Annotated in this window: 15 protein-coding genes; 3 read left to right on the top strand and 12 right to left on the bottom strand. The window is 67.9% G+C overall.

Annotated features, from left to right (window positions below; genetic code table 11):
* Positions 1–30 precede the first annotated feature (30 nt).
* Entirely contained in the window at positions 31–891 is an 861-nt protein-coding gene (locus ACFWV8_RS17785) for an alpha/beta fold hydrolase (RefSeq protein ID WP_384202720.1), read from the bottom strand.
* A gap of 255 nt (positions 892–1,146) precedes the next feature.
* On the opposite strand from ACFWV8_RS17785, the gene ACFWV8_RS17780 reads away from it, so the two are divergent.
* A complete protein-coding gene (locus ACFWV8_RS17780) occupies positions 1,147–1,815 on the top strand; it encodes an SGNH/GDSL hydrolase family protein (RefSeq protein ID WP_384202545.1) in 669 nt (222 codons plus the stop codon).
* A gap of 200 nt (positions 1,816–2,015) precedes the next feature.
* On the opposite strand, the gene ACFWV8_RS17775 is transcribed toward ACFWV8_RS17780, so the two are convergent.
* From ACFWV8_RS17775 to ACFWV8_RS17765, 3 genes are all read right to left on the bottom strand, one after another.
* Entirely contained in the window at positions 2,016–3,182 is a 1,167-nt protein-coding gene (locus ACFWV8_RS17775) for a protein kinase (RefSeq protein WP_384202542.1), read from the bottom strand.
* Positions 3,183–3,269: 87 nt separating this feature from the next.
* Entirely contained in the window at positions 3,270–3,479 is a 210-nt protein-coding gene (locus ACFWV8_RS17770; RefSeq protein ID WP_384202539.1) for a hypothetical protein, read from the bottom strand.
* Between the two features lie 634 nt (positions 3,480–4,113).
* Entirely contained in the window at positions 4,114–4,740 is a 627-nt protein-coding gene (locus tag ACFWV8_RS17765; protein ID WP_384202536.1) for a hypothetical protein, read from the bottom strand.
* Positions 4,741–5,008: 268 nt separating this feature from the next.
* Between ACFWV8_RS17765 and tcmP the strand changes: the two genes are divergently transcribed.
* Positions 5,009–6,187: a three-Cys-motif partner protein TcmP gene (gene tcmP, locus ACFWV8_RS17760; RefSeq protein WP_384202533.1), complete on the top strand. Its 1,179-nt coding sequence runs from the start codon at positions 5,009–5,011 to the stop codon at positions 6,185–6,187.
* Between the two features lie 49 nt (positions 6,188–6,236).
* Here the strand turns inward: tcmP and ACFWV8_RS17755 are convergent, their stop codons facing one another.
* The 8 genes from ACFWV8_RS17755 to ACFWV8_RS17720 all read right to left on the bottom strand — a co-directional run bounded on the left by ACFWV8_RS17755 (position 6,237) and on the right by ACFWV8_RS17720 (position 14,066).
* On the bottom strand, positions 6,237–6,713 hold the full coding sequence (locus tag ACFWV8_RS17755) for a hypothetical protein (protein WP_384202530.1): 477 nt from the start codon (positions 6,711–6,713) through the stop codon (positions 6,237–6,239).
* A complete protein-coding gene (locus ACFWV8_RS17750) occupies positions 6,706–7,464 on the bottom strand; it encodes a DUF5131 family protein (protein ID WP_384202528.1) in 759 nt (252 codons plus the stop codon). The genes ACFWV8_RS17755 and ACFWV8_RS17750 overlap by 8 nt, the downstream gene beginning before the upstream one ends.
* Before the next feature lie 261 nt (positions 7,465–7,725).
* The gene (locus tag ACFWV8_RS17745; RefSeq protein WP_384202525.1) at positions 7,726–8,649 is read right to left on the bottom strand and encodes a DciA family protein; all 924 of its coding nucleotides are present in this window, start codon (positions 8,647–8,649) and stop codon (positions 7,726–7,728) included.
* Positions 8,650–8,658: 9 nt separating this feature from the next.
* Complete coding sequence (locus ACFWV8_RS17740) at positions 8,659–10,155, bottom strand: transcriptional regulator (RefSeq protein WP_384202522.1); 1,497 nt, start codon at positions 10,153–10,155, stop codon at positions 8,659–8,661.
* 1,125 nt (positions 10,156–11,280) lie between these two features.
* Positions 11,281–11,829, bottom strand: coding sequence for a GNAT family N-acetyltransferase (locus ACFWV8_RS17735; RefSeq protein ID WP_384202519.1), 549 nt, complete (start codon positions 11,827–11,829; stop codon positions 11,281–11,283).
* The gene (locus ACFWV8_RS17730; RefSeq protein ID WP_384202516.1) at positions 11,826–12,596 is read right to left on the bottom strand and encodes a GntR family transcriptional regulator; all 771 of its coding nucleotides are present in this window, start codon (positions 12,594–12,596) and stop codon (positions 11,826–11,828) included. Before ACFWV8_RS17730 ends, ACFWV8_RS17735 begins: the two co-directional genes overlap by 4 nt.
* Before the next feature lie 95 nt (positions 12,597–12,691).
* A complete protein-coding gene (locus ACFWV8_RS17725) occupies positions 12,692–13,237 on the bottom strand; it encodes a UTRA domain-containing protein (RefSeq protein ID WP_384202514.1) in 546 nt (181 codons plus the stop codon).
* Between the two features lie 40 nt (positions 13,238–13,277).
* Positions 13,278–14,066, bottom strand: a complete 789-nt coding sequence (locus tag ACFWV8_RS17720; protein ID WP_384202512.1) for a GntR family transcriptional regulator — start codon at positions 14,064–14,066, stop codon at positions 13,278–13,280.
* 502 nt (positions 14,067–14,568) lie between these two features.
* Between ACFWV8_RS17720 and ACFWV8_RS17715 the strand changes: the two genes are divergently transcribed.
* Positions 14,569–15,414, top strand: coding sequence for a hypothetical protein (locus ACFWV8_RS17715; RefSeq protein ID WP_384202509.1), 846 nt, complete (start codon positions 14,569–14,571; stop codon positions 15,412–15,414).
* Positions 15,415–15,434: the final 20 nt, after the last annotated feature.

Here is a 15,434-nt window from a genome sequence, read left to right as displayed (position 1 = left end):
ATGAGGCCAACCGGTGGACCGGTCGAAGCCCTATGTGCCCACCGCGCCTTGCACGAATCTCCGAAGGTGTGTACGCACGGCGTCGGGCTGCTCCAGCCAGGGCTCGTGTCCAGCGCCCTCGATTCGCGTCAGCGGAAGATCGAGCCGGAACGCGAGTGATTCGAGAGCCGACAGAGGTCGGGGATCGGCGACCCCACCGAGGAGCTCCGCTCGCGCGGGCAGGCGCGCACTCAGTTCGGCAAGGTGCTCATCGAGCGGGTCCGCGCGTCCTTCCTTGCCAAGTTCCCTGTTCATAGCCCAGTTGATGGGGCGCCGCTGCCGGGCACCCTGCGCGGCCCAGCGCCACCCACGTTCGGGATCGGCATGGTCGGTGAACCAGGCCAGCGTGAGCAGCTCGACTTCCTCCTCCTCCGTACGGCGCGGCAACTCCTCCAATGCGCGGAGCCGCTCCTGCTGCGCGGCGGACATACGGCGGTCACGCTCCGCTCGGTCCCCGGTGCGCCAGTCACCGACGAATGGCCCGCACATCAGCAGCATTCCGGCAATCCGGTCAGAGTGCGCCAGGCAGAACCGGCTCGCCAGGTCGGTGCCATAGGAGTGCCCGACCAGCACGGCCCTGGACACCTCCCATACGTCGAGCAGCTCGGCGAGGTCGTCGACATGCCGGGCGAGGGAATGGCGGCCCTCCCACGGGGATTGGCCGGTGCCACGCTGGTCGTACCGGTACACGGGCGCGAGGTCCGCGACCATGGGCGCGACATCGCACAGGTAATCCGGCAGCCCCGGACCGCCATGGAGCATGACCACGGGCGGCTGCCGAGTCGTGTCCCCCAGCGCCATCCAACGTAACTGCGCCCCGTCGCTCATCGACACAAGGCCCTGCGTCTCCATCAAGGTCACCGCGGAGAACCTACCGGTGTCGCTGAGGCTCCGCCAAAGGTTGAAGAACAAGCTTAGAAGCTGTGTCAGAACCGGTGATCTGTGACGTTCCGTGACTCGTGTACCGGTTGGTGGAGCCGGGTGCCGCGGGTCGCAACACGGGGGTGCCGTGGTGTCGGCGGCATATCGGGGGACTGTCGGTCCGATGTCGGTGGGGTCTGGCACCTTTCAGGAGGTTCTCTCCTCAGCCGAGTTCAAGGAGCGCACATGACGATCACTGTCCGACCGGGCGACACCGTGATGTTCACTGGCGATTCGATCACCGACTGCCAACGACTGGAGAGCGAGGACGGCCTCGGGTTCGGCTACCCGCTACGCATCGCGGGCGAGTGGGGGCTTAGGCACCCGGACCGGCCCGTGACCTGGCTGAACACAGGGACAGGCGGCCACAAGGTGAGCGACCTCGAAGCACGCTGGCAGACGGACGTGCTCGACGCCCGCCCGGACGTGGTGTCGATCCTCGTCGGAGTCAACGACATGGGCTGGCACACGCTGGACCCGGAGGGGCGCGTGATCACCGCGGAGGAGTTCGCAGCGGGCTATGACCGCCTGCTCGCGCCGCTCGCCGAGGCGGGCACCGAACTGCTCCTCATCGAGCCGTTCCTTCTGCCGATCCACGGCGTCATCGAGGCTGGGGCCGGTTACGCGCTCATCGGAGACGACGAGCGAAAGGAATGGCGCACCGACCTGGATCCGAAGATCCAGGTCGTGCGCAAGCTCGCCCGCACGTACGGCGCGCATCTGCTCGCCGCCGACGACATGTTCGCCGAGCTCACCGCGGCGACCGGGCCGGAGCACTGGAGCGCGGACGGCGTGCACCCGACGCCGGCCGGTCATGCCGCACTCGCGGCGGCCTGGCTGCGCCTGGTCGCATGACAGATCGGCCGCAGGGCCCAGGCGGGGGCTGGCTAGCGGGTGGTCCCTCAGATGCGGAGCTCCGCTCCTGGGCACTCGCGATTTTACTGAGGAATGAAGCAACACCCCGGTGGCCGGGAGCCCCGGCTCCTCATACGCGCCGGCGCGCAAAGAACGAACAAGGGGAGACGACTGGCACCGTTGGCGGGTAGCTGGGTAACTCAGCTGTCGACGTGCACGGTGACGTACAGGTCCCCCGGCGCACCGCCGTGCTTCCCCGGTGCGCCAAATTCCCTGAGCCGGATCTTCTGCCCGTTCCGGACACCAGCGGGAATGCGGACCGAGAAGGTGCGCCGCTTGCTGGCGACCCTGCCCTCCCCTCTGCAGACGGCGCAGTCCAGCACCCTCGTTTCGTCGCCGGTAGTGGCGCAGGCAGGGCAGTTCTCGTGGGCGGTCATACGCATGGGGACGACCGCGCCGTCGGTGGCTTCGCTCGGGGTGAGCGAGACCTCAGAAGTGACGTCGGCCCCGCGGCTGGGCGGCGGGGTGTCACCGAAGTAGCGGTCGTTGATCTCTTCGATGAGGTCATAGACCTCATCGGCGCTGTCCGGCCGCTGCGCGGGGTCCTTGGCCAGGAGCCGGTCGACCAGCCGATCCAATTCCACAGGGGCGTCCGGGCGCAGGGTGCGCAGGGGGGCGGGCTGTTCGTGGAGGTGCTGGTTGATCAGGTGCCAGGACGTGCCGGTGAAGGGCCGACGGCCGCTGACCGTCTCGAAGAGCACACAGCCGAGCGAGTACAAGTCGGAGCGGTAGTCGAAGATGCCGGACAGCGCTTCGGGTGCCGTGTAGGCCGGGGTGCCGATCAGGACGCCGGTGGTGGTGATGTCGTGCCGGGCGTCGCTTCCCTTGGAGATGCCGAAGTCGACGACCGTCGCCTCGCCGTTGTCCCGGACCATGATGTTGGACGGCTTGATGTCCCGGTGGGTGAGGCCGGCCTCGTGCGCGGCGCCCAAGGCGTCGGCGACGCAGGCCGCCATGTACAGGGCCTTCGGCAGAGGCAGCCGTCCGGCTTCCAGGACGGCGCTGAGGGACGTGCCGGGGAGCAGCTGCATCACCAGGTACGCGTACAGCCGCCCGTTGTGCATCGCGGAGCCGAAGTCGTGCACGGTGACGATCCGCGGATGGGAAAGGCCGCCGGCGACCGCGGCCTCGCGGGCGAACCGGGCCACCTGTCGGTCACCGTCCGTGCTGCCTCCGCCGGTGAGGACCTTGACCGCCACCAGCCGGTCGACCCTGGGATCGTGCGCCTTCCAGACCTGCCCGAAGCCACCCGCGCCGATGGGCTCGATCAGCCGGTAGCGCCCGTCCAGCACGGTTCCTGCCTGCACAACTCCCCCTCCGGCGGCGACCCGCGACGCACGGTGTCCACCAGGCGTGTACCGTCACGCTACGCCGCAGGTGAACGTGATCGGGCGTCACTGACCGGACTGCGACAGACCGTTCACGAGCTGGGTCAGGATGTCCAGGAGCCCCTGGCCGAACGGTGTCGGCGCGAGGAGCAGGCCCAGCATCAGGACGATCAGCACGGTCATTTTCTCGTCGGACCGGCTTCTGGCTTCGGTCCGACGCCTCAACCGCAGAATCACGATCACGGCGAGGAGTACCGCTACGTTGATCGTGAGCACCCTCCGCCTCCTCAGAACAGCCGCCAGCAGCTTGTCCGCCAGCAGGCGGACGTCTCAGCTCCCTTGTGTATCCCGAACCACCCAGAGATACCTATGAGTTACGGAGAGTTGACGCAAAGTCACCTGCTGGCCAGATCGGTTCACCGGGCAGCCATCGTCGTGTGCCGAGTGGTCCGGTCATGCTTGATCAAGATGGCCGACTTGGCGCTATAGACAACGAGTCCCCCAACGGTGACGCTGGGTGTCCACTGGTGTGGGGTCAGGGGAGGGGCTATGCGGCAAGTTAAGGTCAGCAGCCAGAGCGCCCGCTACCACCTGATCCTGGCCACCCACAGCGAAGCCGGCCTGAAGTGCTGGGCGCCCGTCACCTGGAAGCTCGACAGCTACAGCGGACAGGGCGCCTCCGCGGACACCGGGTATGACGCTTGGTCACATCTTCCAGGGCAGTCAGCGAGGCTGCGGCGTTTTCGTTCGCCCGTTCGAATGGGGTGGCGGGCCGATGGTCGCGCCCGGCTACAGGTCTGCTGTGCCCACTCATCTCAGACCGGCTGCTCGCTCATAGCTCGCTACCCTCCACCCACCCCGACCTTGGCTGTCGCGAACAGTGGAACAGTCTCTGGCACTGTGATTGGGCTCAGCCGCCGAGTCCGAACCTCCGTCGCCCATGCGGGTCGAGCGGGCGCGGAGGTGCAGGGAGCTCTTCGAGAGTCGCGAAGAGGTGCTCCGTCCATCTGTGCCCACCTTCGCGTGCCAAGCACTTCAGCTCCAGTTCAATCCGTAGGGGTGTGATGTGCTGGTACTCCAGGTTGATGTAGAGCTCGGCGTCCGCGCCGTCCGACATGCTGCCGAGATCGAGGCTCTGCACTCGGGCGTATCCCTCGCCGTAGGTGCGCTCACCTCGCAGCCCGAGAACGTAGTTGCCGGACGGGGTGACCATGACGCTGCTTAGCGCGACGCCACCGTCCTGTTTGATGACCAGCTCACCCTGAGGAAAATTCACGTCTTCCCAGCTCACGTGCCCAGACTCGACCTTGAAGTGCGGGCGGCGTGCCTCGACGCGGTCGGCTTCCTCTCCGGCCAGCTGCATCCCCATAAGTTTCACCTGCTCCTCGGCCGCAGCTGCCTGGCGCTGCGCCGAGGCAGCGGAATCCTCGGCGAACTGCGCTTGCCGCTTTGCGATCCGGGCCTGCCATACCGCGATCCCAGCCGCTCCCGCGCTGATGACGGCACCGGCAAATGCGGTTGCGCCTCCTGCGTCCACGCACTCTCCTCGCTCATGTGATATTGGGTGTCACCGTAACGGCAGCCAGCTGACCGAGGGCAGCTGGCACGCAATACGTTCAGTCGACCCTGGCCTTGAACTGGACGGCGTCGAAACCCTCGTGCCCATTCCGGGTCCGCCCTGTGTTGTCGGCGTAGGACCATTCCGCCGAGATGCCCGGCGCGTGCTGTTCCGGCGGTCTTGCCCACCCATGCCCGGTGGTTCACCATCTGTAATCAGACGGATACTCCAGAGCCGGGGGTGGGTCATGTCGTCGGGAACGGGCGGGGGCTACTGGGGGGACAAGGCGCTGCCCAGTGTGTTCAAGCACGAGTTACTCAGGCGCTACCTGCCGCAGTTCGGCGGGATGACGGGTACTCATGCGCACGGCAAGCGCGTGGTGTATCTGGACGGGTACGCGGGTGAGGGCCGCTACGAGAACGGTGATCCGGCGTCGGCGGAGATCGCACTGCAGATCGCTTCTGACCTCCGGTCCGGTCCTGGGCTCACACTGGAGTGCTTCTTCGCGGAGGCGCAGGCCAAGTCGTTCGAGCGGCTCGGTGCGGTCATTCAACACTACGCGGCTGATGGTGTGCTGGCGCGTGCCCATCGCGGCGAGGTCGACGGTGTTCTCGACAGCGTGGTCGAACGCGCGGCACGGGTGCCGCTTTTCCTTTTCCTGGATCCGTGCGGGCTGGTCCTGCCTCAGGAGCGGCTGACGGAGGTGCTGGCGCACAAGCGTCGGCAGAAGAAGCCGCCGACCGAGCTGCTGATGAACTTCAGCATGATGGCTGTGTGGCGGCTGGGCGGTCACGTGCGCTCGCCGAAGGGGAACGAGAAGTCGCTGCAGCGCTTCGACGACGTGTGCGGCGGCACCTGGTGGCGCGAGTACTTCGCCGACGCTTCCGCCTCAGCCGCCAGGGAAGGCGCGGCGGAGGACGCGATCGAGGCGGTGGCGGCCGAGTACGCCCGCCGTCTTCAGTCGCGTACGGGCATGCTCGTGCAGTCGGTGCCAGTGTCGCACTCACCGCGTAAACGGCCCGTCTACCGGCTGGTGTTCGCCACCCGCAGCCAGTACGGGCTGTGGGTGTTCGGCGACGCCGTCGCCCGGGCGAGGGACAAGTGGTGGGAGATGTTGGAGACGAACGAGGAGAGCGAGGGAAAACTGACCCTGTTCCCCATACGCCCCGATCCGAACGAAGTGAAAGCGCGGGCAGTGCCGATGATCGCGGACAACCTGGAGAAGCTGCTGCTGCGCACCCGGCGCCCCGTCAAGCTGGTCGACCACACGCTGGAGATCTTTGGAGACTTCTACGGGCAGGTGACCGAGCCGGCAGCGCGCGAGGCCGTACGGCTGCTGCACAGGCAGGGCAAGACGCCCAGCGACGGCGTCGGCGTGAAGCGAACCCGCGAGATAACCGTGTACCCCAGGGGACTCGCTGCCTGACCGTGGCGGCTGGGGGCGGCGAGCCGTCCGCCGCCACGGTGACGGTGGATCAGACGGCTGAGGGGACCGGCATCTGGTCCCACGCGGCCCGGCGGTCCTGGTTGAGAACGCGGACCACCTGGTCGCGCAGGTTGATGAACAAGGGCTCCGGATCGTAGTCCGCAGGCATCCAGGGGTAGGGGTTCGGACCGCGGCCGAAAATTACGTGCTCCTGCACCTCGAGCGCAATGTGGGCCTGTTCCTGTTTCACACGCAGATAGGGCTGGATCTTCGTGATCGCAACGGCGGCCTTGTCACCCGTGCGGCTCCATTGGTATTGAACGCGGTGGCGTGGATCTTTCGGTTCGTAGCGGCTGACTTTTCCACCCCACAGCGAAGCCGCGAGGTCATGTGGCTGACGCCGGGTGCCGGCGATCCCGATGCGCGCGGCGTGGTACGCCTTACCGTTCCGCACCGAACGGTGCACGGTGATGTACCCGTCGCTGTCGATAACGCCGGCGAGATAGGCAAGGTCGAGATCAGACACGGACGGGCTCCTTCGGGTACTCACGCACCTGAAGTGTCGCCGGGAACTGAGCGAGGTCCTTGTGTGCCCTGCCCCAGCGGGAGCCGAGCTGCTTGACGAAGGGGGCACAGCCGGCCCGGCGGGAGAGGTGCACCACCTCACTGGCCCATGCGATGTCCATCGTGCGGGCGCCCGGGCCGGACTCGCCCCCGACGATAACCCAGTCGATGCCGCTGACATCGAGGCCGGGCAGCGGTCCGATCAGCGGTTCGCACGACAGGAACCGTACGGCGGCCGGTACTTGGAGCAGGTCGTCCACGCGGGGCAGTTCCTTCTCGCTCTCCACCGAGACGCCCATCCAAACGTTGGGCGGCCAGTCCAGCCGGTCGGCGATCTGCCGCAGGCGTCGCGCTCGCTTGGTGAGGATCTGGTAGGTGTGCTGCGGAGTGTCGGCCATGACCGCGAAGACTTGGCGGACGAAGTCGAGCGGTACCCGGGCGTGGAAGAGGTCGGACATCGAGTTCACGAACACGGTGCGCGGGCTCTTCCACCCGTACGGGACATCCAGAGCGTCCGGGTGAAGCGTGACGTCGAAACCCGGCCCGGAAGTGCGGGAATCACCGTCGTTCTGGTACTTCGCCGCGCCCATGGCCTTCAGCCGCTTCGCGAGAGTCAGCGCGTAGCAGTTGTCGCATCCGGCCGAAACCCGGTCGCAGCCGGTGGTCGGATTCCACGTCGCCTCGGTCCACTCGATAGCGCTGCGGTCGCTCACCGGTCTCCTCCTGCACTCACGCACGCGGCTGCGCCGCCCGGAGCGGTCGCGCTGTGCTGCCTAACGATGCCGCCACTGCCGGGACACCGGGGTCCGGTTGCCGGTATCCATGCGTATTCGATCGCGCTTCGTAACATCATGATTCGAACCTCCGTTTGGAAACTTAGCCGGTGAGGCTGTCAGGGCCCGGGTCGGTACGCACCGCGACCGCCCCGTCGGGACCGGCCCCGGGCGGACTGCGCGCACCCATCCCGCCGGTATTCACGAGGCGATGCCCTCGTTCGGCAACTGAGCGGCGGACTGCGGCAGGTGGGTACGGGGTTGCGCTGCGGCGGTAGAGGCCGCCGTTCCTGCGGCGCGCTGGGCGCGTTCGGCTCGGGCCCGCCGAAGGGCGGCGGCCTCGGTGGCAGCTGCATCGCGGCGGCGCTGTGCGCGGGTGGCCTCGATCGGGGCCGGCGCATCATCCACGGCGACGGCGGTCTTGGGGAAGGCGCGGCGGCTGAGCTCGCGCATCGCCCTGGTCTGCCGCTCGACAGCCTCTGCGATCCCCGGGTCCAGCCGCTGTGCGGGGACGACAGACTGGTGGGCGGCGAGCGCCTGGTGGAAGCCAGGCGACGCCGTCTCGCGGGTCTTCACCGGCGCCTGAGGATCGCCCGGTGCGGTCGGAGCTTCGGGAGCGGGCTTCGCGGCCGGCGCGGGCGCGGCGCCAACGGGCAGGACCCGGACGCTGCGTACGGCGCTGGCACCGGTTGTCTCGTTCGCCGCAATGACGATCCGCGCGCCGATCAGGCGCAGTTGGGTGCCGTAGGCGGGTGAGTCGGGTCGTAGGTCCAGCTGGCCGGTGTCCGGGTGGAAGGCGACGGCCTGGACGTGGTCGGGCAGTCGCGGTGCGACGGTGGCGGCGATGTCGGGCCAGCGGTCCAGTACGGTTCCGCCGGCGGCCGGGAGCTCCCAGGCGCGGTTGGCCATCAGCCCGGCGAGCACGGCGGCGAACCCGTTCGGCTCGCGCCCGTCCCGCTTCACCTTGCGCTTGCGGCGCGGGGCTCGGGCCTCGCTGTGGCCGCGCTTCTTGGCGTCCTGGAGGGCCTGGTGGAGCGCGACCCGTGCGAGGTTGACGCCGGACATCTCCGGGCTGCCGTCGTCGGGCTGCTGGGTGGGGGTGGTCGTTTCGCTCGTCTCGGTCATCGGGGCCTCCTACCGGCGTCCGTACGTCATGTTCGTGCTGCGGGCGCCGCTGGCCAGCCGCTTGGCGCGGCGCACCAGGTCGGCGCCGAAGATCCGCACCGCCATGTCCGGCTCCAGCGAGGTGATCAGCGTCGTCTCGCCGCCCATCAGCTCGCCCGCGGCGGTGGCGCGCAGGTCCGCCAGTGCCTGCTCGCTCAGCTCCAGCTCCGCGGCCGGGTCGTCGGCAACGTGGTCCTGGTGCTGGTGGCGGCCGCCGGTGGCCGTTTCCCTGACCTGGTCGAACGCGGCTTCCACCTGCCGCCGGACGGTGTGGCTGGCGGGGGCGGTCCAGTCGCCCTCGAAGCGCTCGTTGCGGGCGCGGACCTGGTGGATGCGGTGACGGCGGGAGGCTTCCTGGGCACCGCGCCACTGCTCGATCGCGGAGGCCCGCTTCTCGGGGGTGTCGAGGATCTTCTCCGCACCGGCCAGGAGCACGGCGAGCAGACCTGAGCCGCGGCGGACCCGGCCCGCTTCGCCGCGCATGTGCAGCCACCCGCGTACGTCCGCAACGGTCCATCCGGCATCGGCCACATCGCGGGCCACCCAGGCGATCCGGGGCACCGAGCAGCCGCGCAGCCAGTCCAGTTCCTGGGTGAGTTCACGGCCCAGCTGGTAGCGGCGCCCGATCGTGTTCAGTTTTCGGGGGCCACCGGTCGGCGTGTTGGGCTTTTTCGGGGTGGGGGATGTGGCTTCCCCGCTTGCGAGCTTGTTCTCAGGGGGTGAGGTAGTAGCACCCGCAGTTGTAGAACTTGATGTACCCACCTGCATTGGGGTGCAACGCGACCCACCTGAAACAGCCGTCCCAGACGCCCCAGAAGCCGCCTTCCGGACACCCTTCACCGGGGCCTTCGAGGACGCCTTCCGGGGCCGCCGCTTCTTCCGCGACGCCTTCTTGCCCAGCTTCGCCATCAGCTCCCGGCCCGCATCCGCGACCCCCGTCATCACCCGCGTGTACGCGGGCGCGGCGTCGTCACGCAGCTTCGTCCGGATCCCCAGCGCCTGGTCGAACTCCGGCGGGATCATCCGCGCGAACTCGCTGGCCGTCGCCGACTTGCCCCGCGCCCGCGTGCCCTTGGAGATGTAGACGAGCAGACCTGTCTCCCGCAGCGCCGCCAGGTGGTACTCCACCGTCCGCTCACACAGGCCCGTACGACGCTGGAGATAGATCACGCCCGGAAAGCACGGCGACAGCTCCGCGAGCAGCTGCGCGATGTGCAGCGTCGTCGCGTTGAACGCCCGGATCCCGGTGGAGCGGTGACGCCGCGGCTGGTACAGCCCCGACCCGGCCACCCAGTGAACCGCCTGCATCCAGGAGTAGCCGTCCGTCGCCACCCGGCCCGCCGTCGTCGACAGCCACTGGCACGCTTCTGGCACGAACAGCTGGGGCAGCACGCCGACCGCGCCGTCGTCGACCGGCGGGCGCGGGGCGGGGACCATCACGGCGGCCAGCGCCGTCACCGCGCTCACCAGGCACCCCCGGAGACCGCCAGGAGGACACGGATCCCCCTGTTGGAACAGGCGCCGGGGACCGGGGGCCGTGTGACACCCCAACCGCGAGAATCTTTGTGACTAATACCGTGAACTGCGCAAACAGGGTGTGCGAATCCCGTCACGCGGGAAGCAAGGCTGGCTCGAACCGGTGCGAACCGGGCACGGTCGAGCTGACAAGGGGACACGAGGTCGTGCACTATGGCGGGGACACCAACTTCCATATGCGCGCCGGACCACCCCGCAACGCGGGACGGCCGACGAGCGAACTGGGAGACACCAACGCCCCCTCCGTGAGGAGCGGGCACACCTGGGGCCTGGGGAGAGATTTCTCCTCTCGTCTCGGTTCTGGTGAACCGCAGAGCCCCTGTCACAGGGCCCCGCGGTTCGGTGGGCAGTGCGTCGGCCGTTGTCACAGCGGCCGGGGTGTTGCTCGGGTAGTGCGTCGGCCGTGTCATTGGCCGGGGTCTTGCTCAGGTGTTGCGTGGCCCTTGTCAAAGGGGCCGGCCCGCTTGTCAAGGCGGGGTAGTGCATGGGAAAAAGTGGCTCAATGAGCCGAAGCTCGGAACCGGGTGTGAACCGGGACTGAGCGGCCGACCTGGCGTGTCAAGCCCGGTCGGAGCGAAGGGCCGCGCGAGGCCGAAGCGGATGTCAGTCCGCAGAATGGCGCGCGCGGCCGATGACCTAGGTCATCCCGACCCCCTCGAAACCGAAGGTGGAGTCGGCATGCCGGAAAGCGCACCCGAAGGCGTGACCGCGATGGTGAAACGGCGCAGCTGCGCGTGAAGTTCCGCGCTGGCGGGTAGCCTTCACCCCGCGATCACCTCCCATCAAGGTGCTCGCCCAAACGGAGCTTCGCCCCGTTCGAGAGCCCCCAGTGGACCAGGCCCGGTCCCGGGGGCTTTCGCCATTGTCGATCACTTCTGCGCACAGCCTAGCCGCACAACCGGATAGAACTGTGGGGCGAATTCGCGCAGACTCCGAGAGGACCGGGATGCCGCGCCCGCCAGACGGGACGCGCGAACTGAATTGCTCGTCAGACGGGATGAGCATCGGTCGCTCCTTCCTGAGGTGGCGTCAGGCCCTCGTGGCTTTGCGGTGGGATCAGCCTGCGAATTCTGATGAGCTGGTCAGCAGCGCGTTCGCGTGACGTACGACTGAAGCCGACCGTTGACCCATCCATCCGGACAGGCGATGGGCGGGGGCTTCGGTGCGGACGTGCTCAAAACCCTCGCGCAGGTAGAACCGTTGCAGCACCAGGTTGTCGCGCCAGCAGTCCAGGCGTACCCACGGTTTTCCCTGCGCGCGTGCCTGGCTGCCAGCCCAATCCAAAAGGCGACCACCAAGATTGCTTCCCTTTGCGGCCCGCGCGGTGATGAGTTTCGCTACGTAGACGGCGCTTTCGGGAGAGTCACTCGGTCGCCAGAAATCCATGTCAGCCGGGGCGAGTGTCACTGTGGCAAGAACGCCCTTCTCGTCGACGACCCAGGTGCGGCCTGCCTCGATATCGGCCATCCATTTCGCCAAGGCCGGACCGCGCGTCTGGGGGTTCCTCCACTGGTCAATCCCGGCAGCAGCGAGCCATCCCTCCGCCTCGAGGCGCAGCGACATCAAGGCATCGACGTCTGCCGTAGTGGCGAGGCGCAGAATCACCGGTTGATCTCCAGTTCGTAGATGATCCGATTGCGGTCGCCCGGGGCGATCGTGACCATCACGCGGACCGGAATGCCGTTGGCTCCATAGCCAATTCGGACGTGCTGACATACGGGGGTGCCCGGCAGGTTTTGCAGATTAAGGCGCTCGATCTCAGTACTCGTGGGCATCCTGATGTCGAGCTCGTCGCGGATGCGGTGTTGCGGGTTCCCTGTGGCGGCGAGAATGCCTCCCTTCATGGTCACGTCGCGCTCCTCCATGAGGGGAGTGCCTTCAGCGATCTCGACGGGGAACCATGAATCGGCGAGTTGGCACGGTTCGCCGTCGACGAGACGAACCCGCCGGCGAGCAACGACGGGTGAGCCCGGCTCCAAGTCGAGCCAGTTCGCGATGTCCCTCGACGCCGGTTCGCTCGAAACCTGCGGAGTGCCTTGCTCAGGCTCTCTACCCTGGGCTCGGACCTGCGCCTTCCAGTCGTCGGTGTTGGTCACCGGGTCGTCGCTTCTCTCCCCGCGTTCGTACTCGCCGGGATTCCAGAGCAGCGGGTTGTAGACCCGCACGAACGCGCCCGCGCCCTGGCGGGCAACGACGTGGCCCGATTCCTTGAGCTGGGTGATGGCCCGGTACACGAGGAGCTCGCTGGCGCCGAACTCCGCCGCGATCTGCTTCGTGCTGGGCAACTTGTCGCCCGGCTGCAGGGCGCCGGAGGCGATCCGGACGCGGAAGGTTTCCGCGATCGATCTGGCCGTAGCCGGCTTCTTAGTCATGGCGGGAACCTTAGCGCAACTTCCGATAGGAAGTAATGGGTGGGGCCGTCCAATCGATCAGCGACCGACCGAACGGCCCCGAATGGCACAGTCGATCAGCTGGTCGGCACGCTGTAGCGCAGCACCCAGGCGTCCGGAGCCAGCGTGTGCACGGTCACCTCGACAGCGCGGCCTTCACTGGTGCGGCCGACATGGATGATGCGGAGCAGGAGAGTGCCAGCCTCGATGCCGAGCGCGGTCGCCTCAGCCTCGGTCGCCGGGTGCTGCTGAATCTCCTCGGTGACTTCGGTCTGCTCGAAGCCGGACTCCGCCATGCGCGAGATGATCCCGCCCTTGCCCGGGTCGGGCTGCTCGATCCCGGCGGCTTCGGCGACATCGAGCGGGATGTAGGAGTCCGCCAGCTGCACCAGGCGGTCATCGCTGAACATCCGGCGCTTGCGAGTTGCTGCCTCGGTGCCGGCCTCCACACCGAGGACCGCGGCGACGGCCTCCGGGGTCGCGTCGCGCTCCACGGTCGTCTCGACGCGCGGGACGCCACCCAGCTTCCTGATCTCGGTGTCGAAAGCTCCGCGCGAGGCTCCCTCCTCCCGGCGGGCGCGCAGGTAACGAGTCGAGGAGTCGCGCACGATCTTGTCGCTCACGTTGATGAATCCGTTCTTTGTCTGGTGATTGGGGTGGGTGTTACGCCGGATCGACAGGTGCTTCCGGCGGGTCGATCGGCCAGGTGTAGCTCAGCGTCCATAGCGTCGTCGATACCACGTGCACGCAAACCTCGACGGCCCGCCCCTCCGCGCTGCGGGCCACGTGCGTGATCTCGTACACCTGGCGCTCCATGGGGATGGCCAGCGCGCTGGCCTCCGCCGGACTGGGCGAGCGGACGTTGATGGTCTCCGTGATCGTCCGCTGACCGTGGCCCAGCTCCTCCAGCCGGGACTTCGAGCCTCCCGCGCCGGTGTCCTGCTGTTCCAGCTGGGTTCCGAACGCGATGCTGCCCGGGAAGAAACTCGTGGCCAGCTGGACAACGATCTCGCTGGCGGACATGACTCGCGCCCGGATCAGCACGGTGTCCAGGGCTGAGGGATCGACATCGAGCAGCTCGGCAATGCGGGCCGGCGGGCTGCCGCGGCTGATGTCGGTCTTGCTGACCGGGGCCATTCCCAGGCGCTCGATCTCGGCTGCGAAGGCGCCGCGGGCACCGCTCTGCTCCCGGGCGACACGCATGTAGCGACCGGTTCCATCCCGATGGATCTTTCCCAGAATCGGCGACACGATCGTGCCCAACTTCTGGACGCCGATGGTCAAGCCCTGCTCGGTCAGTTCGCTGTACGCCCGCTGGACCGTGGTCCGTGAGCCGCGACCGGCAGCGACGAGGTCGGCGATCCTCGGCAGCTTCGCGCCGGGCGGGTACACGCCCTCCGCGATCTCGTTCGCGATCTCATCCGCGAGCTTCTTCCACCGTGGCGATGCCATGGCGCCTCCCTTCCTACGGTCTGACGGCCCATCCAACCTTAATCCCGGTATTAACGCACGGGACCGCTTGACCTGCAGGAAAAAACCGGGATTATTCAACGGGTCGGATGTGGTGGCCCGCGCACGCAGGGTCACCGCGAAGTCTGGCGAACTTCCTATCGGAAGCTGTTGACGGCGGAGCCTGTACGGGGCTAACGTCTGCATCAGCTTCCGATAGGAAGTTGCAACGGCCGGGAGAACAAGCCCGGTTGCTGCGGGGCTCTAGGGCCCCTCCCGCACCACGCAGCAGATCGCCACCTCGGTGGCCGGAGTCCAAAGCCCTAGCCACCTCGGTGGCCGGAGCCCGAGGCACCTCTAACTCCTCCGCCCATGATCTGCGGCGAGTACCACCCCGCAGCGCTGATGCGTTGTCTGTCCTTCAGGACGCCGGCTCGCCGTGCGGCCTGAAGGGCGGAGAGAGCACCTGCGACGCACCCCTGCCCCTCCGTACGAAGGAGCCCTCATGCTTACGCGAACCCGTGACCTCACCGCTCAGAAGCGTCCGCGCCGGGCCCGGTCCCGCGCCCTCAGCCCCCTCCCCCCGCTGGTCGTCTCCAGCCTCAAGCCGCACGAGGTCGACCTTGCCTACTCCACGCTGGTCTGCCCCACCTGCCGCACCTGGGTGCCGATCAGCACGCCGCACAGTGCGCGGCCCAAGCTGGTCCCCCACCACACGGAGAAGGCCGGCACCGAAGACCCGATCCGCTGCCCCGGCAGCCACCGCCTGGTCACCGTCAACCTCACCGTCGACCAGTGGTTCCAGCGACTGGAAGAGGGCCTGACCCAGACCGACGGACGACGCTCCACCCGCGTGATCCGCAAGCCGAAGACCGGTTCGACCCCCGCCGTCATGCAGATCGTCGGCGGCACCGTCGACGACAAGACGGCCCGCAAGCTGGACGAAGCCCACGTCCGCGGCTGCTCCACCTGCTCCATCAAGGACGACAAGGGCAACATCCTGCGCGCCGCCGACCTCACCTCCCGGTGCACGGACGGCCGCCGCCTCGCCCAGCTCGCCGCACACACCAAGCGCCTCGCCCCCGCCCGCCGCAAGGCGCAGATAGACCGCGAGGACTGGAACGACCGCCGCGTGTGGGGCCTGCGCCTGCTGCACGAGCAGCAGTGGCAGAACGCCTCGGAGACGGTCGCCGACGCCGACCTCCGGCGCGTCCGCAACACCCTGGCCGCGCTGATCCAGACGCTCAACCCGCGCAAGCCCGACGCCCCGCAGCTCACCGACTGGGAGCGCGCCGACCTGATGAGCGCGATCACTCTCCTGGCGACGCAGGAAGAACAGCTCACCCGGTAGGACTGCACGACGAACGACCA

The organism is Streptomyces sp. NPDC058665, assembly GCF_042714995.1.
Classification (GTDB): domain Bacteria; phylum Actinomycetota; class Actinomycetes; order Streptomycetales; family Streptomycetaceae; genus Streptomyces.
Note: the sequence above shows the minus strand (reverse complement) of the source record. Positions and strands in the feature narration are given on the sequence as shown.

What these genes read in the sequence shown, in the direction of transcription:
- ACFWV8_RS17780 (WP_384202545.1), top strand. Translation starts at nt 1,147, where the DNA reads ATGACGATCACTGTCCGACCGGGCGACACCGTGATGTTCACTGGCGAT.
- ACFWV8_RS17730 (WP_384202516.1), bottom strand. Translation starts at nt 12,596, where the DNA reads ATGACTAAGAAGCCGGCTACGGCCAGATCGATCGCGGAAACCTTCCGC.
- ACFWV8_RS17745 (WP_384202525.1), bottom strand. Translation starts at nt 8,649, where the DNA reads ATGACCGAGACGAGCGAAACGACCACCCCCACCCAGCAGCCCGACGAC.
- ACFWV8_RS17715 (WP_384202509.1), top strand. Translation starts at nt 14,569, where the DNA reads ATGCTTACGCGAACCCGTGACCTCACCGCTCAGAAGCGTCCGCGCCGG.
- ACFWV8_RS17785 (WP_384202720.1), bottom strand. Translation starts at nt 891, where the DNA reads ATGGAGACGCAGGGCCTTGTGTCGATGAGCGACGGGGCGCAGTTACGT.
- tcmP (WP_384202533.1), top strand. Translation starts at nt 5,009, where the DNA reads ATGTCGTCGGGAACGGGCGGGGGCTACTGGGGGGACAAGGCGCTGCCC.
- ACFWV8_RS17720 (WP_384202512.1), bottom strand. Translation starts at nt 14,066, where the DNA reads ATGGCATCGCCACGGTGGAAGAAGCTCGCGGATGAGATCGCGAACGAG.